This window comes from Agrobacterium sp. CNPSo 3708 (assembly GCF_028674915.1).
In the GTDB taxonomy this organism is placed as follows: Bacteria; Pseudomonadota; Alphaproteobacteria; order Rhizobiales; family Rhizobiaceae; genus Agrobacterium; species Agrobacterium cavarae.
Window position 1 is genome coordinate 136572 of record NZ_JAQZSF010000006.1, and the last position, 26560, is coordinate 163131.

Sequence of the window (26560 nt, forward strand, 5' to 3'; positions counted from 1 at the left end):
TTATACTCCTTGCGGGCGTCGCAGATCGAGTGTCAGCGGAAACTCCGGCGACACCGCTTCCGGCCAGACGGTATATTGACCGGCCGTGTGGCCCCAAGGCTCGAAACGCGCCAGGCGACGCGCTTCCGCCTCGTTTCCATTGACCGGAAAGGTGTCATAGTTGCGCCCGCCCGGATGGGCAACATGATAGATGCAGCCACCGATCGAACGGTTCGACCATGTATCATAAATATCGAATGTTAAGGGCGAGTTGACCGGCAGCACCGGGTGCAGGCCGGCTGCCGGCTGCCACGCCTTGAAGCGCACGCCTGCGACCGAAACGCCGGATTCGCCCGTTGGCTTCAAGGGCACGGCGCGGCCATTGCAGGACACGGTGTAGCGGGCCGGATTGGTGGTTTCGAGGCGTACCTGAAGGCGCTCGACGGAGGAATCCACATAGCGCACCGTGCCGCCGATGGCCCCCTGTTCGCCCATGACATGCCAGGGTTCCAGCGCCTGGCGCAGCTCCAGCTTCGAGCCCTCATATTCCACCTCGCCGAAGAAGGGGAAGCGGAATTCGAGCTGGGCGACGAACCACTCCGGCTTCAGGTCGAAACCGTTCTCTCTCAGATCGGCGAGAACGTCGAGGAAATCCGCCCAGATGTAGTGCGGCAGCATGAAGCGGTCAGCAAGCGCTGTACCCCAGCGGACGAACTTTCCGCCGATCGGGTTCTTCCAGAAGCGGGCGATCAGCGCACGCACCAGCAACTGCTGGGCAAGCGACATGCGGGCATTCGGCGGCATTTCAAAACCACGGAATTCCACAAGGCCAAGACGGCCCGTCGGGCCATCGGGCGAAAACAGCTTGTCGATGCAGATTTCCGAGCGGTGGGTGTTGCCGGTGACATCAACGAGCAGATTGCGGAACAGACGGTCGACCAGCCACGGCAGGGGGGGCACGCCTTCGCCGGGCGCCGGCACCTGGGCCATGGCGATTTCCAGCTCGTACATGCTGTCATGGCGCGCTTCATCGATGCGCGGCGCTTGGCTGGTGGGGCCGATAAAGAGGCCGGAGAAAAGGTAGGAGAGCGAGGGGTGGCGCTGCCAGTGCAGCACGAGGCTCTTCAACAGATCGGGGCGGCGCAGGAACGGGCTGTCATTGGGGTTTGCGCCACCGACGACCACATGGTTGCCGCCGCCGGTGCCGGTGTGGCGACCGTCGATCATGAACTTGTCGGCGCCAAGCCGCGACTGGCGCGCGTCTTCATAAATCGCGGTTGTGATATCGACGCACTCCTTCCAGCTTGCGGCCGGATGGATGTTGACCTCGATGACGCCGGGATCGGGTGCGACGCGAATAACGTTCATGCGCTCGTCATGTGGGGGCGCGTAGCCCTCGATATGGACGGGCAGGCCGAGATCGGTGGCGGCAGCCTCGGCGGATGCGATGAGGTCGAGATAATCCTCAATGCGTTCGACCGGCGGCATGAAGACGCAGAGCCGGCCATCGCGCGCTTCGACGGATAGTGCGGTGCGGACCGTTCCGGCGATATCGCTGATGACCTGCTCGTTGCGGCCGAGGTTTGGGGCATCGCCCGCCTGGAAGGACGCTTCTGGCATGCTGCGTGTCGAAGGCGATGGGGCATGCGCCGAAGGCGGCAAGGCATCCGGCAGAGGACCGCGGGGAATCGAGGGATCGGCCTCGTGAATGTAGGGGAAGGCGGACGGCGGAACGTAGGGCAGGGTTCCAAGCGGCAGGCGGTAGCCGACGGCGCTATCGCCCGGCACCAGGAAGATCTTGCCGCGCCGCGTCTTCCACCGCTCGCTGACCCAGCGCTTGTGGCCGGAGCTTTGCGCATTCCACGCCTGCACGGGCAGAATATAGCCGGTCGGCTCCGTCAGGCCGCGCTCGAAGACGCGCGCCAAGCGGCTGCGCTCTTCCGGGTCCTTGAGCTTGGAGTTGGAGGGATCGACATTGTCGGGAAGGTTGGCTTCCTTGATCAGCCATTCCGCCGTGTCTTCATAGGCGGGCAGTACCAGATCAGGCTCGATGCCGAGGTGGCCGGCAATCGAGGTGAGCAGACGTTCGGCATCGGTGGAGGTGACGCCGGTATCCTGACCTTCCTGAGCGACGAGATCGGGATTGCGCCAGACGGACTTGCCGTCCTTGCGCCAATAAAGCGAGAAGGTCCAGCGTGGCAGGGTTTCGCCCGGATACCACTTGCCCTGGCCATAATGCAGGAAGCCGTTGGGGGCAAAGCGCTCGCGCAGTTTGCGGATGAGGATATCCGCCTTTTGCCGCTTGGTCGGGCCGACGGCGCCAGTGTTCCATTCCTCGGATTCGAAATCGTCGATGGAGACGAAGGTCGGCTCGCCGCCCATGGTCAGGCGCACATCCTGTGCGATGAGCGCGCGATCGACGGTTTCGCCAAGCGCATTCAGCTCTTCCCAGCTTTCATCCGAAAAGGGCTTGGTGATGCGCGGATGTTCGGCAACGCGCGTGACCCTCATGTCGAAGGCGAATTCGGTATTGGCCTCGCCGAAATAGCCGCCGGAAATGGGCGCTGCGTTGCGATAATGCGGAGTGGCCGACAAGGGAATATGGCTTTCGCCGGTCAGAAGCCCCGATGTCGGATCAAAACCGACCCAGCCGGCACCCGGCAGATAGACCTCTGCCCAGGCATGCAGATCGGTGAAATCCACTTCCGTGCCGGACGGTCCATCGAGCGCCTTCAGATCCGGCGCGAGCTGAATGAGATAGCCGGAGACGAAGCGGGCGGCCAGCCCGAGGCGACGCAGCACCTGCACCAGAAGCCAGCTGGTATCGCGGCAGGAGCCCTTGCCCGACAGAAGCGTTTCTTCCGGGGTCTGCACGCCGGGCTCCATGCGGATGACGTAACCGATGGCCTGCTGAAGTTTTGCATTGATGCCGACGATCATATCGACCGTTGTCTGGCCGGGGGTCTTGTCGATTGTGGCCATCAGAGCATCGAAGAGCGGACCGGTCTCTTCCGTCTTGCGGTAGATCGACAGATCGTCCTTCAGCGTTTCCGGATAGTCGAAGGGCCATTTGGTGGCGCTTTCTTCGACGAAGAAATCGAAGGGGTTATAGACCGTCATATCCGCGACGAGATCGACCTCGATCTTGAACTCGGTGACCGGATCGGGAAAGACGAAGCGGGCCTGGAAGTTGCCGTAAGGGTCCTGCTGCAGATTGACGAAATGATTGGAGGGCGTGACCTTCAGCGAATGGCTGATGACCTTGGTGCGTGAATGCGGCGCCGGTTTCAACCTTATGATCTGGGGTCCGAGGCGGACTGGCCGGTCATATTTATAATGCGTCAGATGATAGATGCTCGCCTTGATCGACATGTATTACCTTATATTTCCGGCATTTGCGGATTGTTCCGCCCCCTCTATTGCCCTGACTTTGTGCAATGCACGCGCATAATGCAAGGAACATTTCGGTCCCGTCGTGCATTCGTCGCCGCGGTATTTCAAAGGGCGCGTCAGGGGTGTTCTTGAGGTCGTGTAGACAAGTACCAGCTTAGTGATATTGCTGTCATCGCTAGGGCACAGACTTGGTCTTTGTCAGTCAGCGCGATTCTGTGATTTGAGAAAGTGGTAATGAATTGAAAACGCAAGGAAATTCTCCTGAGGAGATGGCTGCCTACGCGCGATTCGATCTCAATTTCAGAGCGCAGATGCGGATGATGGGCAGTGCCTTCTGGACATCTCCGGTGCGATCCCGGCTGATCCTTCTGGCCTGCGGTCTGCTGACCATCATTCTCGTGACCGCCTATGGGCAGGTGAGGCTGAACGAATGGAACGCGCCCTTCTACAATTCGCTGGAGCGGCGCGACCTCAACGCCTTCATTCACCAGCTGGAAGTCTTCACCATCATTGCCGGGTGCCTGCTGCTTCTCAACGTCTTCCAGACATGGCTGAACCAGATGACCGCGCTGAACATGCGCGAGGGGCTGGCGAAAGACATGGTGGAGCAGTGGCTGAAGCCCGGCCGCGCCGCCAAGCTTGCAAGCTTCGGCACCATTTCCATCAACCCCGACCAGCGCCTGCATGAAGATGTGCGCAACCTTGCCGAAAGCAGCACCGCACTTGCCATTGGCCTCGTCAACGCCACCATTATTCTCGTCAGCTTCATTGGCGTGCTCTGGGGCCTTTCTGCGGGCTTTGCCATCGAGATCGGCGGCAAGATGGTGGCGATCCCGGGCTATATGGTCTGGGCGGCACTTCTTTATGCGGGATCGGCCTCGCTGCTTTCCAACATTGTCGGGTACCGGCTGGTGCCGCTGAATGCCGAGCGCTATTCCAAAGAGGCGGAGCTGCGCTTCTCTTTGATGCGGGCGAGCGAAAATCTGACGGCCATCACGCTCTCGCGCGGCGAGAAGAACGAGCGTCACCGCATTCGCCAGGATATCGATGCGGTGCTGGTCGTCATTCGCGGGCTCGCCATGGGGCTGACGCATCTGACATGGGTGTCTGCCGGTTATGGCTGGCTTGCCATCGTCGCGCCGATCCTGATTGCCGCGCCCGTCTACTTCTCCGGCAACCTGACGTTTGGCGGGCTGATGATGGCGGTGGGCGCCTTCAACCAGGTGAATGTGGCGCTGCGCTGGTACATCGACAATTTCGGCCCGATCGCCAGCTGGAAGGCGACGCTGCAACGCGTGTCGATCTTCCGCAATGCGCTGATCCAGATGGACAGCGTCGAGAGGCACGAAAACGCCATCGACCTCGAACGTTCCGCGACCGATGTCGTGCGGTTTTCATCCGTCGAAATCAGTCCTGAAGCGGGAGGCAAGGAGATGGTGCGCAGCTTCAGGCTGCGCGAAGCTCCTGTCGAGATCGCCATTGGCGACCGTGTGGTGATCGACGGAGACCAGGGCGTGAACCGACGGCTGTTCTTTGCGGCGATTGCCGGGCTCTGGCCCTGGGGGCGCGGCAAGATCACCATGCCGCCGCGCGACGAGACGCTGTTCATTGCTCAGCACGGCTACATGCCGGCGGCGCCATTGCGCGAAATTCTCTCCTATCCGCGTGCGCCGCAGAAGTTCACGGAAGAAGAATTTCTGGCCGCCATGGAAGCCTGCGGCCTTGGCCACATCATTCCGCGGATGAACGACAATATTCGCTGGGACCAGAAGTTCGATTCCGACGAGCAGGCCTGTATTCGGGTGGCCAACGCGCTTCTGTTAAAGCCGCGCTGGCTGTTCATCGACGATCTGCTGGAAGGTCTGGAGAAGCACACGATCGACCGGCTGGTGGAGGTGCTGAGCGGAATGAAGGACACCGCCGTGGTCTATATCGGCCGCTCGGATGCGGTGATGCAGGTCCTGTCACCACGTGTTCTGCATCTCGATCTGGTTACGACCGCGCAAGCTGGATAGAGTGCGTGTCTTCCATGACCACTGGCGAGCGGATTTCGAGCCGCTCTCCTTTTGTCGTCTGTGTTTCGAAACGAAGCATAAAGGGCGCCGTCACCGCAATCGAGACGATGGCCAGCAGAGCGACCACGATCAGGCGGTCGTAATGCCTCTGTTTGATGTCATTCCCACTCCAGTCATATGCCATTTTCGAGCCTCGCCCTGCATCTGGAAGTATATGAAATTAACCTAATAAATTAAGAGACTGAGCCGTTATAGTTAACGAAGCATTACCGAAGCTTGGTAATTTGTTGTATTGTGGTTTTTTGACTGTGTTTGATGCGACTTGTTGTTGATTCAAGAATCAGCTTTCTCATTTCAAGCGACATGCTGGAAATGAAGACCAGCCAAGACGAAATCGCTCTTTTCCAATCAATGGTGAATAGGCTATCGCGACACCGGGAGGTGCGCGATCAAGAGGTATGCTGATGGACAACCAACCACCCTCCGATATGGAACTGACCCTTCGCACGCTGGCCATGCCGGCTGACGCCAATCCCGCTGGTGATATTTTTGGCGGCTGGGTGATGTCGCAGATGGACCTTGCCGCCTTCGTGCGCGCCAATGACGTGGCGGGCGGCCGCACGGTCACCGTTGCCGTCAACGAGATCGTCTTCAAGAAGCCGGTGAAGATCGGCGACACGCTGTGCGTCTACACCCGCATCGAGAAGGTGGGGCGCACTTCGATCACGCTGAAGATCGAAGCCTGGACGCGCCACTATTCGCAACATTCCCGCGACAAGGTGACGGAGGCCGTGTTCATCATGGTGGCGGTGGACGATGCGGGCAACCCGCGGCCGGTGAAGGGGTGAGGGGTTTGGTGGTGCGGGTGGGCTGATTGGCTTGATGAGCGGCACTCACCTCTCTTCCGTCATTCTCGGCCTTGAGCCGAGAATCCACGTCTTTCAGAGTTCGTTGCGCGTGGTGGCCTGCGCTGATTGCCTGTTAAGCCCTTGAGGTTGTGGATCCTCGGGTCAAGCCCGAGGAAGACGGCAGTGGGTGGGGCAGAGACGGCGCACTTCAGCCCGGCCCATGGATGAGCCACATCCGTCTCGCGTCTCGTGGTATGCTGCGGTTCTACTGGAGCACCCGCTACCCGGCCCACGTCACCGGATAACCGATTGGTTTAGAACTTTACGCCGAGGCCGAGGCGGACACCGTGCTGGTCGATATCGGAGTTGAGCAGCGGGCCGGCATCGTAGTCGAAATTCTGATCGCCGAAATTGGTGTAGCGATATTCGACGCGGCCGAAGATCATGTCGGTGAAGGCGTAATCGACGCCGGCGCCGACGGTGAAGCCGTAGAAGTTTTCTTTCTGGGTACCGGCACCTGGCACCGTCAGATAGCCACGGCCGATGGCCCAGCCGGCCGTGCCGTAGACCAAGGCGCGATCAACCGCGTAGCCGACCTTGGCGCGGACCGAGCCCTGCCAATCGAAGCCGTATTCGTAGAAATCCGGTGCGAGAACCGTGAGCTTGCCGCCGCCCAGGTTGCCTTCGAAATCGCCTTCGACGCCTGCGACCCAGTTGTTGGAGAACTGATAATTATAGCCGGCAAAACCGCCGATCAGGCCGTCGTCGAAATTGGCATTCACCGTGCCGACCGGGGCGATGCCCAGAATATCGTTCTTGTTCCAGCCATATCCAACCTGAATACCCGCGTTAAAGCCGCTCCAGGAGAAGGAAGAGTTGTCGATCGCGACCGGTGCTGCGGGAACGTCCGAGACGGCGTCCGCGGCAATTGCGGACGTTGCGGCAAGAATAAAAGCGGCGGCGGCAAAGACAGTGGTTTTCATCGGAAGCACTCTAAGGTTCAATGGCGCTATCGATAGCCTATTGGCGGCAAAATGCTGTAACTCCGCAGCAACAACAGAAACATCTTGCGGCCTGCAGCTTGGAGCGCGGTGGCGTGCCACTCGGCTCTTTTCAGGGCTACAGCACCGGCGCGAAAATCGGGCTCGATTTTCGCAAAGACACGATGCGTCGATTTAAAAAGGGAAAGCGTCCCGGCGATACCGGGCGTCTGGCCCTTCATGGCCCATGGACTTCACGCTCGCGACTGGATGCCCTGCTGGGTATGGTTTAGCGTGTTGTAGAGACCAGTGCCGTGTCGCAGCCGGCGTTGCTCGGCCATCTCGTCGCGCGCGTCCTTTTCCTTTCGGTCTTCCTCGCGCTCAGCAAAAGGGCGGATATCGAAATCATCAGCGATGGACATGCCCTTTTTGGCGGTGACGTCGTAGAGATCGACGCTGATCACCGTGCAGTTTTGCGAGGTGGTCTCATCGATCAGGGCCTGGATCTCCTCCGCCTTATAGAGGCGCACCGGCATTTCCAGAAGAACCGTATCGCCATCGCGCCAGCGGGTGGCAATCAGTAGCATTTCGTCTTTTCCGATGATGTAGCCAGGCGTGGTCATAGAAGATGATCCTCATCGTCGCTGTCTTCTCAAATGCCGGGTTACTCCGCGTGAAGCGGCGTTCATCTGTTCGGGCACAGATCCGTTCCTACTATTATACTAGTAATTATGTCAACAAGAAAACTAGTAACAAGGGGAACAAAGAGAGAATCAGTTTTTCGATGGCTGACTGGTCAAATAGATTGTTGCTGTGATGATGGGAGGCGAGGTGACGCTTGCCAGCAGGCTTACATGTTGATGATCGAGCGGCGGACGCGGCCGACGATGATGGGGTCGTTGTCGGGGAAGATCGGTTCGTGCTGCGGATTGGTGGAGACGGGCTCGAAGCGCATGGGGCCGGAGCGGTAGCGCTTATAGGTGGCGTTGCCTTCCACGTCCGAGATGACGTAGCAGCCATTGGGAACGAGGTTGCGATCGTTGCGATCGACGAAGATGATGGAGTCGGGCGGAGAAATCCTGTCCATGGAATCACCGCTGACTTTCAAGGCAATCCAGTCTCCCGAGGCCGGTAAATCCGCCACGCGGATGAGGCCAAGGGCTTCGTCGGCGATGTCATCACGGATCATGGCGCCGGCGCTGACCCAGGCGAGATAGGGCACGATCAGGGTGGGAACGCCTTCGGCATCCGGCGTGTAGGATGGGTCGAGTTCATGGACGCTGACGCCGAGCGCTTGGGCAAGGGCGGGAAGTTCGGTGGTCTTTTCAGTCAAGCCGGTCTCGAGTTGCGAGATGAGCTGCTGGCTCACACCCGACAGTTCCGCAACTTTCGCCTGCGAAAGATTTTTGATCTTCCTGATCGATTTCAGATTTTCGCCAATAATTCCCATGGCTTAGTTTCTACCAGAACACTTGTGGAAACGCACACAAGGAAACTAGTTGACGGATGTCCCGATTTTTACTAGTTTCCTTGTATGAACAGATTTCGTCATCACATCGCACCGGGCGCTGAGGCCGATGGCTTCCGGGTCGGACCCGGCTCGGCAGGGAGCGGCTTCAGGCCGTTCGTTTGCCGGTCAAGGGTGGCGGCCCGAGAGGTCTGCGCCAGAGGGGCGGTCGCGGTTGAGACGGTGCCTGTCTTGCGAATGGCGAGGGGTGGGTTTGTCCCTCGTCTGGACCTGCGCCCCGATGTCTTTGGTGAGCGGCAGGCAGCGAAGCGGAGGACCGATGCGTCCTTCGCCGCGCTGGCCGCTCCCGGCATCGGGGCGGGGCGAAGGCGGGCTTTGACCTTTATGGAGGATCGGCGCGCATGAGTTCTGTCCGTATCGAAGCATCCGCGCAGGCGCGCCGCGCTGCGTTTCAGACACGCTATATCGGCTGCCGCGAATGCCGGCGCCCGCTTTCTATCGAACACCAGATCGAGCGGTTCTGCGACAGGTGCGGAACGGTGACGCCGGTCGAAATCCGGGAAGGAAAGAATGATGACTGATGTTCTGGACAGACCCGGCTTCGGCGTGGCGCGCTGGAAGGCGGTTGCCGAATATCGAAGCCAGGCCGGTATCGTCGATGTCGAACACGCGATCGAGGAACTGGACGAGCTGCACGACCTGATCGAGCGCGGGCCGGATTGGAATACGCTGGTCAAGATCACCGTGACCTTTGCCCGCCCGGTTTGCGGGTTGCTGACCATCGAGGAGGCCGCGCGGCTATGACCCAATGCAACAGCAACATGCAGGCCGTGGCGACGAATGATGATGAGGATGCAAGCTTCGATTTCGAGGCTTTCGAGGCCGAGCTTCTTTGCGAGGTCAACCGCATCAATGGCGAGCGACTGGCGGCCTGATGGCTGCAGTGTTTGCCCCATGACTGAGTTCGAGATCTCGGCGGCTCTGCCGCTGGATCGAAGGTTTTGATCGCGTCTCCTCCCTGGCGATCAAAAACGGGCTGACGGCTTGTCCTCCCGGGCCGTCAGCCCAACCCTCCAATCCTTGAAGCCTTTGCCGTCTCGAGAAGACGGTTCGAGGCGCTTGTCGGGAAGATCCTGCGCGGGGACGCCGGCCTTTTGGCCCGAAAACTCTCAGCCGTACCCTGAAGGTGCGGCCGATATCACCATTGCCAATACCACGCGCCCTAAGTCTGCGCCTGCGGTTCAGACGACAGGCGAACTTTGCCGCCTGATGGCGAGGAAGCGGGAACACGCATGAGCAAGGCACTGACACTTTTTCGCTCCGGCTATGACACGGCCGAGATCGCCTACATTCTGGGGCGCACGGAAGCGGATGTTTACAACGAGCTTGCACGGCTTCGCGAAGAAAGCCGGGCGGCGAATGTGGCGGTGATCAAGTATCACCCGGCCAAGGATGCTTGGGGCACGCCGCCGATGCGCGCGGAGAATGCCAATGGCTAACCTGCCTTTCATGCCGTTCTGGACCGATGCCTATCTGGCCGACACGGTGCATCTGACCACCGAGCAGCATGGCGCCTATCTGCTGCTGCTCTTCCAGGCGTGGCGCTCCCCCGATTGTTCGCTGGCCGACGATGATGAACTTCTGGCGCTGCAGGCCAAGGTTTCTCCGGCCAGATGGCGGGCGATGAAGCCGGTGGTGATGGCATTCTGGAAGCTCGACAAGCGGCGGAAGAAATGGGTGCAGAAGCGGCTGCGGATCGAGCGCGAAAAGGCCATGGAGCGCAAGGCGAAAGCCAGAGATAGCGCCGTAACCCGCTGGAAAGGCGAGAAAAACAGCGATGCGAAGGCATTGCGGTCGCACAGCGAAGGCTCTGCTTCCAGAGTCACACCCATAGAAGAAAAATCTGGCGATTTTTCCAGACGCGCTCGCGCGCCGAAAAAATCATCCCGCGATTTGTTGATGGAGGCGTTTCAGGATGTTTGACCTCATTGCCAAGGATCAGTTCGACCGGCTGCCGGAGCGGTATCGTGAGCGTGCGCGGCAGATTGCCCTACGGGTGCAGGAGATCGACCGGCTGCTTGCGCCCGCCGCGCCGGAGACCATTCGCGATACGGCGCTTCGGCTGATCGGCCAGTTTCGTCCGCAGCCGGGCGTGGATGTGGCGGCGTTTGGCCGCGAGTTTCGCGGTGTCTGCGCCGATCTGCCGGAATGGGCGGTGTGCGAGGCGGCCAATGATTTCATTGCCGGGCGCGTTGCCAACCACACCGGCCAGTTCGTGCCGACCTGTGCGGAGTTCGGCAAGCAGGCCAGAGCCATCATCGCGCCTTTTCACGCCGAACGCTGTGCGCTGCGCATCGAAGCCTCGCGACTGTTCGACCGTGCGGCGGATGAGAAGCGGCGGGCAATGATTGCCATCGAGCGGGCTGATCCCGCGGTGAAAGCGCGGGTGAGGGCGATTGTGGCGGAGGCGCGCGCAGGGGCGCCGGTGAGCGTCGGGTTCCTGCATGGGTCTCTCGACCCGCAGGTGCAGGCGACACTGGATGCGATGAAGAAGACGCCGCAGCACCCATCGAAAATTTCAAAGACACGTATCGGCAAGGACGACAGACGATGAGCCTCTATCCTCAGACACAGCTGAATCTCACCCTGATCCAGACCAACCGCGTGGACGGCTTCATGCGGCTTGTCAGCCCGCTGGAATACCGCGCGCGTGACAGCATGGCGGATGCGGCGCGTCACCTTCTTCAGAAATATCCCGAGGCTACGCTGCATCTGGTGCGCAGCGATGTGCGGGCGCGCTGGCTGGTCAGGATCCGGATGGAGATGGTGGTGCATTTTCGCGATGCGCTGGGCAAGACCTACCCGCAGATCGCCCGCTTCATGCGCCGCGACCACACCTCCATTCTGCATCTCTACCGAAAGGCGAAGGCACAAGATTTGGAGGGCGGGGCGTGACCGGCACAATTCCAGAGGCAATCCACCAGGCAAAGGCGGCGGCATCGGAACGCAAGAAGCGGGAAACGGCGATCCACCGCATTCTCGACCAGTATCAGCAAGGCCGCGGTGCATCGGCCTGCATGGACGACATCAAGCGCATCCTGGCGCGCGATTAACAACGGAAAAGGACAAGCATCATGACCAGCAAGGCCGAAAAACTGAAGCAGAAGCGCGGACGGCGCAAGGTGATCAATGTGGCGCGCGAGCCGAATGGGCGCATCTCAAGATCCGGCCGCGCCCACGCGCCGGCAGACAGCGTGGCGCTGAAGGCGCGAGCAAGCCGCATAGGCGTGACGGTCGAAGAAGCGCGTGATCCGCGGGCCGCAACCTATATCGGCACGCTGAACATGCTCGGCAAACGCGATGGCCTAAGCGACGACCAGTATGAGGGCGCGGTGCGGTTTCTGGAACTGCGCCAATCCTATATGATGGCGATCAAGGCGCCGGATGGCGAGCGCGACAAAAGCGAGCGCAGCACGCCTTCCCAGACGATCAGCGAGGATTACGAGAAATGGTGCAAGGCGGTGATTGCCCGCTATGACGGATGCCGCAAGACCATCCAGACCGCACAGAACGAGCTTCGCCAGAACCTTTGGGCAGCGCTGGATTTCTGCGTGATCAAGGGCGAGCGGCAGCACCATATGCTGGGGGACTTGCGCGTGGTGTGCAATGTGTTGGCGCGGTTTTTTGGGGTGTGACGGCGGGGGAGACTCGGCGTTCGCGGCGGGTACGCCGCCGCGATATTTGCAGACCTTATGCTCCTGGATTAGGCCTGAAACTTCATGGCGTAAGTGATAGAGGGATGGTCGGGTCAAGCCCGACCATAATGGCGGCGGAGTTTTGACCACGGCGAGGTCGTCCGTGGCCTTACTGGCTCACGCTGCCTTCGCGACTGGCTGCGATCATTCATCGCTGACCAAGGGCCACGACTCAATCGGAGCCTCCGCAGTTCGGACATCTTTATAGGTCGAGCTGATCTTGTTCAGCACCGCCTCATCATCCGAATCGATCTCATAGAAAGTGCTGTCGACGGCCCGGATGATCACCCACCGTTTGTCTGAACGGGTGGGTTCCAAGCCGACAAACTCTCCCCAGATAACTTGCAGGGTCTTCTCAGCTAAGGCGGCCAAATCAAAGCCCGAAAGCTGGACATCGTCCTGCGCCAAACGCTCAAGCTGTTCGCCCCCTTCACCGGTAGCCTCAAACCACTCGTGCCCCGATATGGACGACTTGACTGTCGAGACGACCCAGCGTCCTTCCAAAGAACGGGGTGCTAAGAGCCGCAGCAAGTCTCTGAGATCAAGGGCAAGAACGTGTTGGTTGAGGTCATAGACCCTGAGTGTCGTCATGGTATCCCCCCGCGCCCCAAGGTCGCATTAGTAGAAATACTCTGTCAACCGGGCCAAAGCGGCGCGGCGTGCGGGCGGCTCTTCGCGCGATTGAACAAGTCGCTTCGCTCTTCGGGCCTTTGATCAAGGACCGCCAATGGCGGGCAGGACAGGACGAAAATTGGCTTTTATATTTTTTTGCCCGGAGCGATTTTATCGTTTGACTTTTCTTCCCGAAACAGCGATAAGTGACATGTCTTCATATTCGAAGAATTGTATTTGGGAGCGGCCTTTGGGTCGCTTTTTGCGTTTTTGGCTTCAGGTTCATGGAAGCTTACTTGGGTTGCTCTGGAACCCTTCTCGCTCTGTCCGCACGCGGAGCTACCGCTTAAAGTACAGGGTTTTTTTAGCGAGTAAAAAAAGCTCGACTCTCGTATTGATTGATTCCATGTTTGCCCAGGGGGGCAAGTATGCAGATCTCAATACCTTTCAAGATAGAATACAAAACCGAGCATTCGGTCCCGATACCTGAAATAGTCGATAGTCTTTTGTCGTTGCAGCTTCTCCTGGAGGAAGCTGCTCAAAATCTTGAGACATTTATCCCGGGCCTTTCAATTCAAAAGGTGGACGTTCGTGTCCAAGAAATTTCTCATGGTAGTCTTAGAGAATTGCTGCTCGTTGCTATCTTTGCGGCTTTTCAAGAAGAGCTTGAGAAAGGCGTCCCCGCTATAATTAATGAGTTCTTGGGGATTGAGGTGCCTGAAAGCACTCACACGCTCCTGACCGTTTTGGTCTTGGTGGCTGTCGTTTACGGGGTGGACTACATAAAAGAGTTGGTTTCACCGGAAAACGACGCTTCTCTTACCAAGCAATGGAAAGCCAGTCTTATAGCTGACGTTGCGGCGGAGACTGGGAAGTCTCCAGACGACGTCAAAAAAATTCTCGATAAGCGATACGGGAAAAAGGGTCGGGTGAAGCAACTGGCTGATGCGTCTGTCAAATTCTTTAAACCAAGCAAGGATCAAGGGAACGCTCCTATCTTGGTGGGCAATCGGCGGATTGAACCGCAGTTTGTCGAGGATACTGAAGCGAATTATGTGTATGAAGAAGCCAGCAAGGTGGAGAAGACAAAAAAGTACTACGGTGTGGTTTTGCAAATCCATCAGAAGGATTTAGATCGGGAAACCAGCGGGTGGGCAGCAATTCCCGTCGGTATCCATCCCAAACGGTTGCCTATGAAGTTAGTCGATGGCGTGACCCCAGATATGATATGGGACAACGACGAAATCACAGCTGATATTATCCTGAAATCCCGGAGGATCGGCCTGGGCTTCACACCATCAGAAATACATGTTGTCCGGCTGAAGTCTTAAGCGGACGCATCCTAGTATTCTCGTGGCTGAATACACAGCGATTTATTAGTCGCGATCCAAGATCCGCTACTCATGGCTCGACAGACGATGCGCCACTTCCGTGCACGGAATAACCTCCTATGAAAACACCACGGCCATTAAATCCAAGGCAACGCCTTTTCGTTGAGGAGTACCTGGTCGATCTGAACGCCGCCCACGCTGCAATCCGGGCGGGGTATAGCCGTTCGTTTTCCGACAAAGGAGCTTGGAAGCTGTTGCAGAATGCCGAGATCAGGGCTGCGATCGACAAGGCGAAGCTCGAGCGCTCGAAGCGCACGCAGATTCACGCGGACTGGTTGCTGTCGCGGCTGGCCGAAGAGGCGCTGGCTGATATTGCCGATCTTTATGATGAGAATGGCGGGCTGAAGCCGGTCGATCAGTGGCCGTTGATCTGGCGGCAGGGGCTGGTTGCGGCGGTTGAGGTCAAGGAATTGTTCGAAGGGCGCGGCGAGAGCCGTGAGGCGATCGGGCGGGTGTCGCAGGTGAAGCTCAGCGACCGGATCAAGCGGCTGGAGCTGATCGGCAAGCATATCGATGTGCAGGCGTTTCGAGAGAAAGTCGAGGTCGAGGTCAGCGGGTCGCTCGCCGAGCGGTTGGCGCGGGCCAAGGCGCGGGTTCTGGGCTGACGGGGTGTTGGCGGGGAGGATACTTCAAGCTGCTTCGTGTGTGACTTCGATACGTGATGCATCTGATTTTCTGGCGCCGTGACGCCAGGTCGGAACTGGGAACGACAGCCCTTTGGTCAAAGGCGGAAAACGGAGCCATCCTCGCCCTTGAGGCGAGGATCCATCTTTTCACGCGCTTAAGAGTGCGGCTCATGGATCCTCGGGTCGAGCCCGAGGATGACGGAGGAGGAGTGGTTTGACCTCATCGCAACGTCGTGCGGAAGTGATAAGTGACAGAGTGTCCGGCTGAATGACTGTGTATCCAGCTAAACCGCCGGGCGTCCTATTGGACGCACAAAGGACGCTTTGCCGTTTTTGAATCTATGCGATGCTGTAGCGGATTATTTGGGCCGTTTGATCTGAAAGATCGTGACTCGCTTCAATCGGGCGAGTGCGCGCCGATTACGACATTCAATTCCAGACAGTGCAGGCTTTGCCGGGAGATCGTTCATGGGCAATGCCAAGCAGGGGAGCAAGGGCCGTGTGGATACCGATCTCGATGCGGAGATTATCGAGGCGGCGGCTCGGTTTCAGTATGATCCGCAAGGCTGGGCGCGGTTTGCGTGGGATTGGGGTGAGGGCGAGCTTGACGGAATCGCGGGGCCGCGGGATTGGCAGGCGGATATCAATGATGAGATCCGTCAGCATCTGAACAGCGAGAACCGCTACCAGCCTTTGCAGATTGCGGTGGCGAGCGGCCACGGGATCGGCAAATCGGCGCAGATGGGGATGATGGCCAATTGGGCCATGTCCTGTTTTGCCGATTGCAAGATCGTCGTGACCGCCAATACCGAGACGCAGCTGCGCACCAAGACATCACCGGAAGTGGGCAAGTGGTTCCGCTCCTCGATCACCAGCCACTGGTTCGAGACGCAGGCCATGTCGATCAAGTCTCGCGATCGGGGACATGCGGATCTCTGGCGGCTGGATTTCGTCGCCTGGTCTGCCAACAATACCGAGGCTTTTGCCGGTCTGCACAACAAGGACCGCATCATTGTGCTGATGTTCGACGAGGCGTCGAAGATTACCGACAGTGTCTGGGAAGTGGCCGAAGGCGCGCTGACCGACGAAAACACCATCATCATCTGGATCGTGTTCGGCAATCCGACGCAGAATACCGGGCGGTTTCGCGAGTGTTTTCGTCGGCATCGCCGGCGCTGGATCAGGCGGCAGATCGACAGCCGCACGGTGCCCGGCACCAACAAGAAGAAACTTGCCGAATGGGTCAGCGACTACGGCGAGGACAGCGATTTCGTCAAAGTGCGAGTGCGCGGCATGTTTCCATCGACATCGGCAAAGCAGTTCATCTCCACCGAGGATGTGGACGCTGCCCAGAAGGTGCATCTGCGCAAGGAGCAATATGATTTTGCGCCGAAGATCATCGGCGTCGATCCGGCCTGGACCGGTGACGACGAGCTGGTGATCTATCTGCGCCAGGGGCTTTATGCCCGGCTTTTGATGACCATGCCGAAGAACGACAACGACATTCTGGTGGCGAACCATGTGGCGCGCTTCGAGGATGAGTTGCAGGCCGATGCGGTGTTCATCGATCTTGGCCATGGCACCGGCATCTATTCCGCCGGCGTGACGCTGGGGCGCACATGGCAGCTCGTGAGCTTTGCCGAAAAGAGCATCGATCGCGGCTGTCTCAACAAGCGTGCCGAAATGTGGAAGGGCATGCGCGACTGGCTGAAACAGGGCGGTGCGCTCGATGCGCGCGACGACATTCTCTACCACGACCTGATCGGGCCAGAGCTTGTGGCCCGCGTGGATGGCAAGCTGCAGATCGAGAGCAAGGAAGACATGAAGGCGCGGGGGCTTCCTTCTCCCAACCGTGCGGATGCGCTTGGACTGACCTTTGCCCGGCCTGTCGTGCCTAAGGGGCGAGGGGATGAGCGGTATAATCATAGCCGGGAGACCGGGTATGGTGATGGTGGGGATGGGTATAATCCGTTTGGGTGAGGGGTGTGCGCCATCTGATGCGCTGTGATGTCCGGCGGTAGGAATGATGGAGGCGACCCCTTTTACGTTCTGGATCTGCCGTTCACCCCCCTCTGCCCTGCCGGGCATCTCCCCCTCAAGGGTGGAGATCGGCAAAAGGCGCTCTTCGCGTGTCACATCTGACCGTAGTTTGGGCCAAGACGGTGCAACACTCCGATCTCCCCACTTGAGGGGGAGACGCCCGGCAGGGCAGAGGGGGGTTCTTCTACCCAACTCATTGTTTCCATGAAATTTAAGCCGAACGGCCCGAAGCGCGGGCTGGCTCTGTCTGTCTTCAATTCGAGGTTTTGCGATGTGTGTTTTCAAGTCTCCCAAGGTGGCGAAGCCGGAGGATCCGAAGTTGCCGATCGAGTATGCGGCGCAGCGCGAGCCGGATACCCAAACGGTGAATGGGGCCGGGCGCCGCACGCGGGATCGGTTGCGGGCGGCGACGTCGACGATGTTGACCGGGGTTCAGGGCGTGGGCGCGCTGGATACGAGCGGCAAGAAAAACCTATTGGGAGGCTGATATGGCCGATACGATCCGCGAACGGCATGAGCGGCGCCTGAAGGCGTTGCAGAAGGAGCGCAACCCCTATGAGGCGCAGTGGCAGGAGCTGAACGATTTCATCGTTCCCGGCCGCTACCGCAAGGGGGATGCCCGTGACCCGAAGGGGATCAACGGCAACAAGAAGATCATCGACAACTCGCCGAAGCTTGCCCACCGCGTGGCGCAATCGGGCATGCAGGCGGGGCTGACGTCTCCCACGCGGCCCTGGATGCGCTACAGCATTACCGACAAGGATCTGCGTGAGTTCGGGCCTGTCAAAGACTATCTTTATGAGGCGACACGCCGGGCGCGTGAGCGGCTGGCCGTCTCGAATATATATAATTGTCTTCATTCCGGTTATGGCGACGAGCTTCTGTTCGGGCAATTCTGCCTGATCCTGACGCGCGCCGGGCGGCGCCTGCACGGCATCTTGCCGCCGGTCGGGCAATATTGGCTGGCGCAGAGCCAGTATGGCATGCGGGTCGATACCTGTTATCGCCGCGTGTGGATGACGGTGGAGCAGATTGTCGGGCGCTGGGTGGCAAAGCCCAATTCCCGCGATATGGACTGGTCGAACGTGTCCTCCACCATCAAGAACCTGTGGGACCGGGGCAATTACGACGAGGTGGTGGAGGTGTTTAACGCCATCGAGCCGCGTTCCGCCCGCGATCCCGCACGCCCGACGAAGGCCAACAAGCCCTTCATGTCCAACTATTGGGAAGCAGGCCAGGACCGCGACAAGATGCTGGAAGTGAGCGGCTTCGACCGCAATCCGCTGATTGCGCCGCGTTGGGATGTGGTGGGCGAAGATGTCTATGCCGCCACATGCCCCGGCATGGATGCACTGCCGGATGTGAAGATGCTGCAGACCGAGCAGCGCTGGAAGGGCATGGGCATCGAGCATCAGGTGCGCCCACCACTGGTGGCGCCGACCTCGCTTCGCAACAAGCGCAATTCCTCGCTGCCCGGCACCGTGACTTTCGTCGACGAGCAGAGTGTTGGCACGGCCGCCTATCGCCGTGCCTTCGAGGTCAATGTGCCGCTGGGCGATCTCGCCGCCGATATCGATGAGGCCAAGCGTCGGGTGGACCGGGCCTTTTACGCCGATCTCTTCATGGCGATCAGCACGATGGAAGGGGTGCAGCCGCGCAACCAGTTCGAGCTGACGCAGCGCAAGGAAGAGCAGCTTCAGCAGCTGGGGCCGACGGTGGAGCGACAGCATCACGAACTGATCCAGCCCTTGGCGGACTGGGTGTTCTACCAGCTGGACGATGACGACGAGTTGCCGGAGGCGCCGCAGGATCTGCAGGGCGAGGAGCTGAATGTTGACAATATCTCGACGCTCTACCAGGCGCAGCTTGCGGTTTCGACCGGCTCTATCGAGCGCATGGTGAGTTTCGTCGGCAATCTTGCCGGTGCGCGACCTGACGCGGTGGACAAGCTCGATGTCGACCAGGCGATCGACGAATATGGCGATGCGATCGGTGTGGTGTCCACCATCGTGCGCTCCGACGACAAGGTGAAGGCGATCCGCGACGAGCGGATGCAACAGCAACAGGCGGCGCAGGCGACGGAAGCCGCCGCCAAGCTGGCGCCTGCACTGCGCGATGGTGCGCAAGCCGCACAGGCGCTTTCCGCCACCGACGATCATGGCGGGCCGGTGGAACTGCTGCGCAAGCTTGGAATTGCCGGATGACAGCCAAAACAATGCAGGAACAGGCGCTCGATCTCGCAACCGAGTTCGTGCTGGCGGAGCCGCGTGCGCGCGAATTTCTCTGGTGGGTGCTTTGCCAGTGCAACGTCTATGGCGCGCCGCATGTGGTGAATGGCGAGACCGGCATTCACATCGGCCGGCGCATCATCGGCGTCACCATCATCGACCAGCTGAACCAGATCAAACCCACCGCCTATGCCGAGATGATGATCGAGGCCCACAGACGCGCGGAAAAGCGCAAGAGGGAAGAGCATGCTGAGACAGTGGATGAATAGTGCCACCTTTGCGCCGGAAGGCCATACCGATTGGGGCGTGAGCCCGGATAGCGGCGGCAGCGACAATGCCAACGCCAATGACGATGCGCCGCTTCTGAACGGGGCGGCAGAGCCGCTTGTCGCCGGCCAGAATGGGGCCGGGCGAGAGGGTGGCGAAGGGGAGGGTGGGAACCTTTCTCCCGAGCCTGGCGATGCCGCCGATCTGGTGCCTGAAAATGGCGAATACGACATCAAGCTCGATTGCGGCATCGAACTCGACCGGGCGCTCTTGGACCGCGCCTCTCCGGTGATGAAGGAGCTTGGCCTGACGAATGGCCAGGCGAGCCGTCTGGCCGGCGTGATCGCCGAGCAGCGCAAGCTTGAATATGACGCGCTGAGCGAGCGCCACCAGAAGATTACCTCCGACTGGCAGCAGGAAATCCGCGCCGACCGGGACTTTGGCGGCGACAATCTTTCGACCAGCCTCAACAACGCAAACCGCGTGATCGCGACGTTCGGAGACGATGCTCTCCGCCGCGATCTCGTCGAAATCGGGATTGGCAACCATCCCGGACTTTTCCGGCTATTGGCCCGTGTCGGCAACGCTCTCAGTGATGACAAGCCCGCATCGTCGGAAACCGCAGCAGCCCCTCCGACCTCGCCCGAACAGGCGATGTATGGAGCGACAACATCAACGACACGAGGTTAACACATGGCCACTATCGGCAATATGTATCCCACCCTTTCCGACCTGAAGAAACAGGGCTGGGGCGACGACATTTCCACCATCATCGACATGCTGGTGCAGTTCAACGCGATGTATGAAGACGCGCCGATCTTCGAATGCAACATGGGCTCGTCGCATCTGACGACGGTGCGCACCGGCCTTCCCATTCCCACCTGGCGCAAGCTCTACAAGGGCGTTTTGCCGACCAAGGGCACGACGGCGCAGGTGAAGGACGCGACCGGCATGCTGGAAGACTGGTCCGAAGTCGACGCCAAGCTGGTCGAAATCGCCAAGAACCCGGCGCGCTTTCGTCTCAATGAAGCCAAGGCCCATATTGCGGGCATGGCGAACATGCTGGGCTCCACCGTCTATTACGGCGATATCGACGTGAACCCGGAGCGTTTTACCGGCCTGCATGCCCGCTTCAATTCCAAATCCGCCGCCAATGGCCGCCAGATCGTTGACGCCGGTGGTACGGGCTCGGACAACACCTCCATCTGGTTCGTGACCTGGGGTGAGGATTCCGTTCACCTGCTTTATCCGGAAGGATCGAAGGCCGGCCTGCAGCGCGAGGACAAGGGCAAGACCACCAAGGAACTGCCCGACGGCTCTCTCTATGATGTGTACCGCGAGAAGTTCCAGCAGGATATCGGCCTTTCGGTGCGCGACTGGCGCGGTGTGGCGCGTATTGCCAATATCGATATTTCCGATCTGCGCGCCAACCCGACAGCCGGCGGTGCCGATCTCATCAACCTGATGATCGACGGTTATTACGCGTTGCAGAACCCGAACCAGCCGAACGGCAAGACGGTGATCTATGCCAGCAAGACGGTGCAGACCTTCCTGCACAAGCAGGCAATGAACCGCACCAATGTGAACCTGACGCTCGACCAGAGCCAGGGCAAGCCGATCGTCTCCTTCCTTGGGCATCCGATCCGCCGCGACGACAATATTCTCGAAACAGAAGGGCAGATCGTCTGAGGACGGTCTGGAACAGGTGACACTCCATGATTTTTGACGCACAGAATCTCTTCTCGGATGCGCAGGCGATCACCGCCTCGACCGTATCCACCAATGTCATCGACTTCGGCGCATCGGGCAAACCCGTGGGTGCAGCTGCTGCGATCCGCAAGGATCTTGGCCGCGGCAAGAAGGTCGATCTTCGCCTGCAGATGGTGGAGACGGCGCTTGCCGCCGGTGCGGCGACGCTGACCGTCGATCTGCAGACCGACGACAATGAGGCATTCTCTTCGCCGCGTGTGGCCTGGACCTCCGGCGCGATCCCCAAGGCGGCCCTCGTGGCCGGCTATGTGTTTCCGCTGGAGTTCTTTCCGCGCGGTGCCGACGAGCGCTTTGCCCGTCTTGCCTATACGGTCGCCACCGGTCCGCTGACGGCGGGCAGGATCACCGCCGGTGTGGTGGCCGCCTCGGAGGACAATAATTATGACTAAGACCGTGATGGCGACCCGCGCCGGTGTCTACGGGCATTTTCGCGAAGAGGGCGAGGTTTTCGAGATTGCGACCGAGAACCATTTCTCCGCTTTCTGGATGACCGAGATTTCGCCGGAAGAAGCGCTGGCGCGTCAGGCGGCGGCGCGCAAACGGGCGGAAGCACAGCGCCACGGGACCGAGGCGTCCCGTGTCGACAATGTCGAGATCGAGGCTCTGCGCGCCGAGATTGCCGAAAAGAATGCCGAGATCGAGCGGCTGATGCGCAATGCGCCCGTTCCTTCTGCCGAGAAGACCGCGGCGGATGTGGTGAAGATGGCGAGCGATCCGGGCGTCGAGTTCATGACCTTCAAGGCGGCGGCGCGCAAGCTTCTGGGCGAGGCGACGCCTTCGACCAAGGCGGAGATTATCGCGGCACTTGAGGACAAGGTGAGCCAGGGGTGATGGTCGCGGTCAGTTGAAGGACTGGCCTGCCTCCGTAAGCCCTTGAAAGATGGGTCCTCGGGTCAAGCCCGAGGATGACCCAAAGTGAGTGCTGCATACCGCATCCTGAACCCGGCTCAATCCAGAGTCGGGTTTTCTATTTTGGAGAAGCGAATGTCATCCGTTACCAGCATCTGCAACATTGCGCTGTCCAATATCGGCAAGAAGACCATTTCCGACATAGACGAGCCATCGACCGAGGCGCGCACCTGCAAGCTTCACTATGCGCTGACGCGCGACCGGTTGCTGCAATCCTATGAATGGGAATTTGCCAAGACCATGGTCGATCTGGCGGAGGTTGCCAATCCGCGCCCTGAGCGCTGGCGCCATGCCTATGCGCGGCCGCAGAATTGTTTGAAGCCGCTGCGCATCGTGCCGGCCGTGCTTTTGCCAGGCGATGCAGACGATGTGGCCTATCATGCGACCGAAGGGCTGATCTTTTGCGATCAGTCTCCGGCGAAGCTGGAATTCGTGCGGCAGTTCGATGACCCGGCGCGCTATCCGCCGCTTTTCGAAGAGGCGTTGAGCTGGGCGCTGTCGGCCAAGATCGCCATTTCGCTGACCTCCGACCAGTCCACCCGCAAGGATGCCTACCAGATTGCGGCCTCGTCTTTCGAGGCGGCGAAGGAGGCGGATGCGGATGAAAATCGATCGAGCTGGACCGACAGTTCCACGCTGATGACGGCACGGGGTTGAGGCGATGGCGATTTTGCGCGTGATGCAGCCGGCTTTTACCTCCGGCGAGTTGAGCCCGGCGCTGTGGGCCCGGGTCGATGTGGATAAATATCGGTCCGGTCTCAAGGTGGCGAAGAACATTTTCATTCACCCGCATGGCGGTGCTTCCAACCGCAGCGGGCTGGAATTCATCGGCCGGACGCGGGGTTCGGGCTTTGCCATTCTGCTCCCCTTCATCTTCGATGCGGAGACGGACCAGACCTATAATCTGGAGTTCTCCCATCTGAAGATGCGCGTCTATCGCGCCGGGAGCCCGGTGCTGGAGGCGGCAAGGGCGATCACTGGTATCTCCATTGCCGCAAATGGCGTGGTGACGTCCGCAGCGCATGGCTTTGCGAATGGCGATGAGGTGTTCCTGTCCGGTGTGGCCGGCATGAGCGCGCTGAACAATCGCAATTTCATCATCCGCAATGTCACGGCCAATACGTATCAGCTGGAGGACCTGCTGGGTGTCGCTCTCTCCACCCTCGGCATGCCGGCCTATGCGGGTGGCGGCACGGCGCGGCGCGTCTACGAGATTGCCTCGCCCTATACGGCGGACGAGTTGCGGCGCGTGGTTTTTGCCCAGGAGAACGATGTGATGTATCTGACGCATCAGGCACATCCGCCGATGAAGCTTTCCAGGCTTGGCGACGCCAACTGGCTGTTTTCGCCGCTGACCTTCGTGCCGCAGATCGCCAAGCCGACGGGGGTGAAGGGGACCGTGTACTTCAAGCGCAAGACCGGCTCGGTTGCCAATATCGGCTACCGCGTGTCGGCAGTCAGTGCATCGGGCGCGGAAAGTGCGGCGTCTGCCGGCGTCACCGTCGGGGTTCAATATGAGAATGAGGACGGGCGCCGGGTGCGACTGACCTGGAATGCTTCGACGGGCGCTGCTCTTTATCGCATCTATCGTTCCGATGGCAGTACCGGCATTCTGGCCGAAACGCCGATTGCGGAAATCGAGATCGACCAGACGCAGTATCAGGGGGATGGAACGGCCATCCCCTCAGCCTCCGCAACCGGCGCGCCGCCGGTGCCGACGGGCGTGACGGGTGCGATCGTCTACGGCAAGGAGATGAAATATGTGGTGGCGGCCATCTCCGATGAGACGGGAGAAGAAAGCCTGCCCTCCGAGCCTGCGACGCTGCGCAATGACATGGTCTATCGCGGCAACCGCAATGCGCTGTTCTGGACAGCGACGCCTGGGGCAGGAAGCTATGTGGTCTATCGGCTGGACAATGGCCGCTATGGCTATGTGGGCAAGACGGAGACGACGAGCTTTACCGACGAGAACATCACGCCGGATCTGGCGAGCGGCCCGCAGGAGGGATACAATCCGTTTGACAGTGCCGGCAATTATCCCGCTTGCGTGAATTTCTACGAGCAGCGGCTGGCCATGGGCGGCACGGCGAATGTGCCGGCGGGGCTTTGGCTCGGGCAATCCGCCAATTATGAGAATTTCGGCGCGGCCTCGCCGGTGAAGGCAAGCGACGCCATCACCTTGCGCATCCGCTCCAAGGAGAAGAACCAGATCCGCGCGATCAGCGAGTCTCGCGGCATGGCGGTCTTCACCACCGCCAACGAGTTCAACGTGGCCGGTAGCGGTGAAGAGATCATGACACCGACCAATATGGTGGTGAAGAAGCAGAGCAACCGTGGCTCATCCTGGTTGCAGCCGATTGCGGTGGGCGACGTGATGCTGTTTGCACTGGCGCGGGGCGGGGTTATTCGCGACTATTCCTATGAATTTTCCAACGACAATTTCACTGGCCAGGATCTGACGATCATGTCGCGCCATCTGTTCGAAGGCCGGCAGGTTGTGTCCTGGGCCTTTGCGCAGTCGCCCTATTCGATCGTCTGGGTGGTGCTGGACAATGGCCAATGCGTGAGCCTGACCTATATGCGCGAGCATGAGGTGTGGGCCTGGACGCGGCATGAGACGGACGGTCAGTTCGAGGCGGTGAATGTGGTGGCCGAGGGCGACGAGGACGCGGTCTATTTCGTCATTCGCCGCACGGTGGATGGCAAGTCGCAGCGTTACATCGAGCGCATGCATTCTCGCCTCTTTGCGATGTCCGAAGATGCGTTCTTCGTCGATAGCGGGCTTTCCTATGAGGGCGCGCCGACGAAGACGATGCGCGGGCTTCACCACCTGGAGGGCAAGGTGCTGGTGGCGCTGGCGGATGGCAATGTGGTGCGGGATCTGGTGGTGACGAATGGCACGGTGACGCTGCCGATTGCCGCCTCAAAAGTGCATGTCGGCCTGCCTTACGAGGCGGAGCTGAGGACGCTCGATGTCGATCTTGGCAACGTGGGCGAGCTTGGCACGGTGCAGGCGAGGAACAAGGCGATCGCCAATATCACGCTCAGGGTGGAAAAGACCCGCGGCATCTGGGCCGGGCCTGCCGAGGATGCGCTGGTGGAGCTGAAGCAGCGTGAGTTCGAGAACTGGAGCGAGGCGATCCGCCTTGCGACTGGCGATGTGGAACTGACGCCGACGGCAGACTGGACGAAGGGTGGGACGATGATCATCAAGCAGTTCGATCCGCTGCCGATGACGGTTCTGGCCATCATGCCGGATCTCAGGGTGGCAGCGTGACGGTTCGGGTGATCGAGGCGAGCACCGACCATGTCGATGTGATTGCGCCGCGGATGCGTGAGGCCGACCGCGAGGAGGTGTTCGCCGCCGTGGGACGCGGACCGGCCTCTGCGCTTTTGCACTCGCTGGAGCGGTCCGACTTTGCCCATACCGTGTTGTTTGATGATGTGCCGGAGCTGATGTTCGGCTGCGGCACGACGAATATTCTGGCCCGGACCGGTGCGCCGTGGCTGCTGGGCACCGATGCGCTGGAGCGGCATGCGCGCGATTTTCTGCGTGGCTCTCTCCACTGGGTGGCCGAGATGCGGCAGCGCTACACGCTGCTGCAGAATGTCGTTGATGACCGGAATGCGGTTTCCAAACGGTGGCTGCAATGGCTGGGCTTTACGCTTTCCGATCCGCAGCCTTTTGGCTATGAGCAGCGCCCTTTTCGTATTTTTGAGATGAAGGCTTGAGGCATGTGTGATTTTGGTCTGATCCTTGGCGCCGCCTCGACCGTGATTGGTGCGGCCGGCGCAAAACAGGAGGCGGAGGCAAGTGCCGCCGCATCCGAATATAACGCGAAAGTCACGGACATGAATGTGCGGCTTTCCGAGAGGCGGGCGCGTGACGCACTGGACCGCGGCAAGCTGGAAGAGCAGAAGAAGCGCCAGGAGACCGCGCAGATTACCGGCCAGCAAAGGGCAGCCATGGCCGCCAATGGCGTGGACCTGACATTCGGCTCTCCGCTTGATCTGTTGGTCGATACCGCAACGCTTGGCGAGATCGACGCGCTGACCATTCGCCGCAACGCCGCAAACGAGGCCTATGACTTCGACGTGGCGGCGGCCAATGGCCGGGCGGAGGCCAGCCTTGCGCGGGCGAATGCCAAGAACACCCGCAAGGGCGGCAACCTGAAAGCGCTCGGCACGCTGCTGACCGGAGCGAGCAAGACGTTTGGCGATAGTCCATTGTTCAAGGCGAAATCGGGGACGTGATGAGCGCCCATTGTTGGTCGGGGCT

General features: G+C 59.9%; 32 protein-coding genes. 25 read left to right on the forward strand and 7 right to left on the reverse strand.

The window, feature by feature from the left end; genetic code table 11:
* Entirely contained in the window at nucleotides 1-3351 is a 3351-nt protein-coding gene (locus tag PVA19_RS14290) for a transglutaminase family protein (protein WP_274103024.1), read from the reverse strand.
* Between the two features lie 290 nt (nucleotides 3352-3641).
* Between PVA19_RS14290 and PVA19_RS14295 the strand changes: the two genes are divergently transcribed.
* Nucleotides 3642-5387: an ABC transporter ATP-binding protein/permease gene (locus PVA19_RS14295; RefSeq protein ID WP_274103025.1), complete on the forward strand. Its 1746-nt coding sequence runs from the start codon at nucleotides 3642-3644 to the stop codon at nucleotides 5385-5387.
* Here PVA19_RS14295 and PVA19_RS14300 read toward each other — a convergent pair.
* Nucleotides 5365-5571 carry a hypothetical protein gene (locus PVA19_RS14300; protein ID WP_274103027.1) on the reverse strand — a complete coding sequence of 69 codons (207 nt, stop codon included), beginning with the start codon at nucleotides 5569-5571 and terminating at the stop codon, nucleotides 5365-5367. The two genes, PVA19_RS14295 and PVA19_RS14300, sit on opposite strands and share 23 nt — an antisense overlap.
* Nucleotides 5572-5851: 280 nt before the next feature.
* On the opposite strand from PVA19_RS14300, the gene PVA19_RS14305 reads away from it, so the two are divergent.
* Nucleotides 5852-6235, forward strand: coding sequence for an acyl-CoA thioesterase (locus PVA19_RS14305; protein WP_062427977.1), 384 nt, complete (start codon nucleotides 5852-5854; stop codon nucleotides 6233-6235).
* A gap of 314 nt (nucleotides 6236-6549) precedes the next feature.
* Here PVA19_RS14305 and PVA19_RS14310 read toward each other — a convergent pair whose 3' ends face one another.
* From PVA19_RS14310 to PVA19_RS14325, 4 genes are all read right to left on the reverse strand, one after another.
* Complete coding sequence (locus tag PVA19_RS14310) at nucleotides 6550-7218, reverse strand: outer membrane protein (protein ID WP_062439540.1); 669 nt, start codon at nucleotides 7216-7218, stop codon at nucleotides 6550-6552.
* Nucleotides 7219-7244: 26 nt separating this feature from the next.
* Nucleotides 7245-7457, reverse strand: coding sequence for a hypothetical protein (locus PVA19_RS14315; protein WP_274103028.1), 213 nt, complete (start codon nucleotides 7455-7457; stop codon nucleotides 7245-7247).
* 12 nt (nucleotides 7458-7469) lie between these two features.
* Nucleotides 7470-7838 carry a hypothetical protein gene (locus tag PVA19_RS14320; RefSeq protein ID WP_274103029.1) on the reverse strand — a complete coding sequence of 123 codons (369 nt, stop codon included), beginning with the start codon at nucleotides 7836-7838 and terminating at the stop codon, nucleotides 7470-7472.
* 227 nt (nucleotides 7839-8065) lie between these two features.
* Nucleotides 8066-8665: an XRE family transcriptional regulator gene (locus tag PVA19_RS14325; protein ID WP_062427854.1), complete on the reverse strand. Its 600-nt coding sequence runs from the start codon at nucleotides 8663-8665 to the stop codon at nucleotides 8066-8068.
* 419 nt (nucleotides 8666-9084) lie between these two features.
* On the opposite strand from PVA19_RS14325, the gene PVA19_RS14330 reads away from it, so the two are divergent.
* The 9 genes from PVA19_RS14330 (at nucleotide 9085) to PVA19_RS14370 (ending at nucleotide 12378) form a co-directional block, all read left to right on the forward strand.
* Complete coding sequence (locus PVA19_RS14330; protein WP_112358602.1) at nucleotides 9085-9264, forward strand: hypothetical protein; 180 nt, start codon at nucleotides 9085-9087, stop codon at nucleotides 9262-9264.
* Complete coding sequence (locus PVA19_RS14335) at nucleotides 9257-9487, forward strand: hypothetical protein (RefSeq protein WP_274103030.1); 231 nt, start codon at nucleotides 9257-9259, stop codon at nucleotides 9485-9487. Before PVA19_RS14330 ends, PVA19_RS14335 begins: the two co-directional genes overlap by 8 nt.
* Entirely contained in the window at nucleotides 9484-9618 is a 135-nt protein-coding gene (locus PVA19_RS14340) for a hypothetical protein (protein ID WP_274103031.1), read from the forward strand. Before PVA19_RS14335 ends, PVA19_RS14340 begins: the two co-directional genes overlap by 4 nt.
* Before the next feature lie 357 nt (nucleotides 9619-9975).
* Nucleotides 9976-10182 (forward strand): hypothetical protein, encoded by a 207-nt coding sequence (locus tag PVA19_RS14345; protein ID WP_113227624.1) that lies wholly within the window; start codon nucleotides 9976-9978, stop codon nucleotides 10180-10182.
* Nucleotides 10175-10666, forward strand: a complete 492-nt coding sequence (locus PVA19_RS14350; protein ID WP_274103032.1) for a DUF1376 domain-containing protein — start codon at nucleotides 10175-10177, stop codon at nucleotides 10664-10666. The genes PVA19_RS14345 and PVA19_RS14350 overlap by 8 nt, the downstream gene beginning before the upstream one ends.
* Nucleotides 10659-11297, forward strand: coding sequence for a hypothetical protein (locus tag PVA19_RS14355; RefSeq protein ID WP_274103033.1), 639 nt, complete (start codon nucleotides 10659-10661; stop codon nucleotides 11295-11297). Before PVA19_RS14350 ends, PVA19_RS14355 begins: the two co-directional genes overlap by 8 nt.
* On the forward strand, nucleotides 11294-11638 hold the full coding sequence (locus PVA19_RS14360; protein WP_274103034.1) for a hypothetical protein: 345 nt from the start codon (nucleotides 11294-11296) through the stop codon (nucleotides 11636-11638). Before PVA19_RS14355 ends, PVA19_RS14360 begins: the two co-directional genes overlap by 4 nt.
* On the forward strand, nucleotides 11635-11796 hold the full coding sequence (locus PVA19_RS14365) for a hypothetical protein (RefSeq protein ID WP_162723148.1): 162 nt from the start codon (nucleotides 11635-11637) through the stop codon (nucleotides 11794-11796). The genes PVA19_RS14360 and PVA19_RS14365 overlap by 4 nt, the downstream gene beginning before the upstream one ends.
* A gap of 21 nt (nucleotides 11797-11817) precedes the next feature.
* Complete coding sequence (locus PVA19_RS14370) at nucleotides 11818-12378, forward strand: hypothetical protein (RefSeq protein ID WP_274103035.1); 561 nt, start codon at nucleotides 11818-11820, stop codon at nucleotides 12376-12378.
* Between the two features lie 204 nt (nucleotides 12379-12582).
* Here PVA19_RS14370 and PVA19_RS14375 read toward each other — a convergent pair whose 3' ends face one another.
* Nucleotides 12583-13029, reverse strand: coding sequence for a hypothetical protein (locus PVA19_RS14375; protein ID WP_112358596.1), 447 nt, complete (start codon nucleotides 13027-13029; stop codon nucleotides 12583-12585).
* A gap of 449 nt (nucleotides 13030-13478) precedes the next feature.
* On the opposite strand from PVA19_RS14375, the gene PVA19_RS14380 reads away from it, so the two are divergent.
* The 14 genes from PVA19_RS14380 (at nucleotide 13479) to PVA19_RS14445 (ending at nucleotide 26535) form a co-directional block, all read left to right on the forward strand.
* Nucleotides 13479-14381 carry a hypothetical protein gene (locus tag PVA19_RS14380; RefSeq protein WP_274103036.1) on the forward strand — a complete coding sequence of 301 codons (903 nt, stop codon included), beginning with the start codon at nucleotides 13479-13481 and terminating at the stop codon, nucleotides 14379-14381.
* A 119-nt stretch (nucleotides 14382-14500) separates the two neighbouring features.
* A complete protein-coding gene (locus PVA19_RS14385; RefSeq protein WP_274103037.1) occupies nucleotides 14501-15046 on the forward strand; it encodes a terminase small subunit in 546 nt (181 codons plus the stop codon).
* A 489-nt stretch (nucleotides 15047-15535) separates the two neighbouring features.
* Nucleotides 15536-17047, forward strand: coding sequence for a terminase (locus tag PVA19_RS14390; RefSeq protein ID WP_274103038.1), 1512 nt, complete (start codon nucleotides 15536-15538; stop codon nucleotides 17045-17047).
* Between the two features lie 331 nt (nucleotides 17048-17378).
* Complete coding sequence (locus PVA19_RS14395) at nucleotides 17379-17594, forward strand: hypothetical protein (protein ID WP_062439573.1); 216 nt, start codon at nucleotides 17379-17381, stop codon at nucleotides 17592-17594.
* Nucleotide 17595: 1 nt separating this feature from the next.
* Entirely contained in the window at nucleotides 17596-19311 is a 1716-nt protein-coding gene (locus PVA19_RS14400; RefSeq protein WP_274103039.1) for a portal protein, read from the forward strand.
* Nucleotides 19308-19604, forward strand: coding sequence for a hypothetical protein (locus PVA19_RS14405; RefSeq protein ID WP_062439578.1), 297 nt, complete (start codon nucleotides 19308-19310; stop codon nucleotides 19602-19604). Before PVA19_RS14400 ends, PVA19_RS14405 begins: the two co-directional genes overlap by 4 nt.
* Entirely contained in the window at nucleotides 19582-20292 is a 711-nt protein-coding gene (locus PVA19_RS14410) for a hypothetical protein (RefSeq protein WP_274103040.1), read from the forward strand. Before PVA19_RS14405 ends, PVA19_RS14410 begins: the two co-directional genes overlap by 23 nt.
* Nucleotides 20293-20295: 3 nt before the next feature.
* Nucleotides 20296-21291 carry a major capsid protein gene (locus tag PVA19_RS14415; protein ID WP_274103041.1) on the forward strand — a complete coding sequence of 332 codons (996 nt, stop codon included), beginning with the start codon at nucleotides 20296-20298 and terminating at the stop codon, nucleotides 21289-21291.
* A gap of 26 nt (nucleotides 21292-21317) precedes the next feature.
* Complete coding sequence (locus PVA19_RS14420; RefSeq protein WP_112520960.1) at nucleotides 21318-21761, forward strand: Bbp16 family capsid cement protein; 444 nt, start codon at nucleotides 21318-21320, stop codon at nucleotides 21759-21761.
* A complete protein-coding gene (locus tag PVA19_RS14425; protein WP_274103042.1) occupies nucleotides 21754-22203 on the forward strand; it encodes a hypothetical protein in 450 nt (149 codons plus the stop codon). The genes PVA19_RS14420 and PVA19_RS14425 overlap by 8 nt, the downstream gene beginning before the upstream one ends.
* 153 nt (nucleotides 22204-22356) lie before the next feature.
* Nucleotides 22357-22938 (forward strand): hypothetical protein, encoded by a 582-nt coding sequence (locus tag PVA19_RS14430; protein ID WP_274103043.1) that lies wholly within the window; start codon nucleotides 22357-22359, stop codon nucleotides 22936-22938.
* A gap of 4 nt (nucleotides 22939-22942) precedes the next feature.
* Nucleotides 22943-25558 (forward strand): ubiquitin-activating E1 FCCH domain-containing protein, encoded by a 2616-nt coding sequence (locus PVA19_RS14435; RefSeq protein ID WP_274103045.1) that lies wholly within the window; start codon nucleotides 22943-22945, stop codon nucleotides 25556-25558.
* Nucleotides 25555-26013, forward strand: a complete 459-nt coding sequence (locus PVA19_RS14440) for a hypothetical protein (protein ID WP_274103046.1) — start codon at nucleotides 25555-25557, stop codon at nucleotides 26011-26013. The genes PVA19_RS14435 and PVA19_RS14440 overlap by 4 nt, the downstream gene beginning before the upstream one ends.
* A 3-nt stretch (nucleotides 26014-26016) precedes the next feature.
* A complete protein-coding gene (locus tag PVA19_RS14445; protein ID WP_274103047.1) occupies nucleotides 26017-26535 on the forward strand; it encodes a virion core protein, T7 gp14 family in 519 nt (172 codons plus the stop codon).
* The last annotated feature ends 25 nt before the right edge of the window (nucleotides 26536-26560 follow it).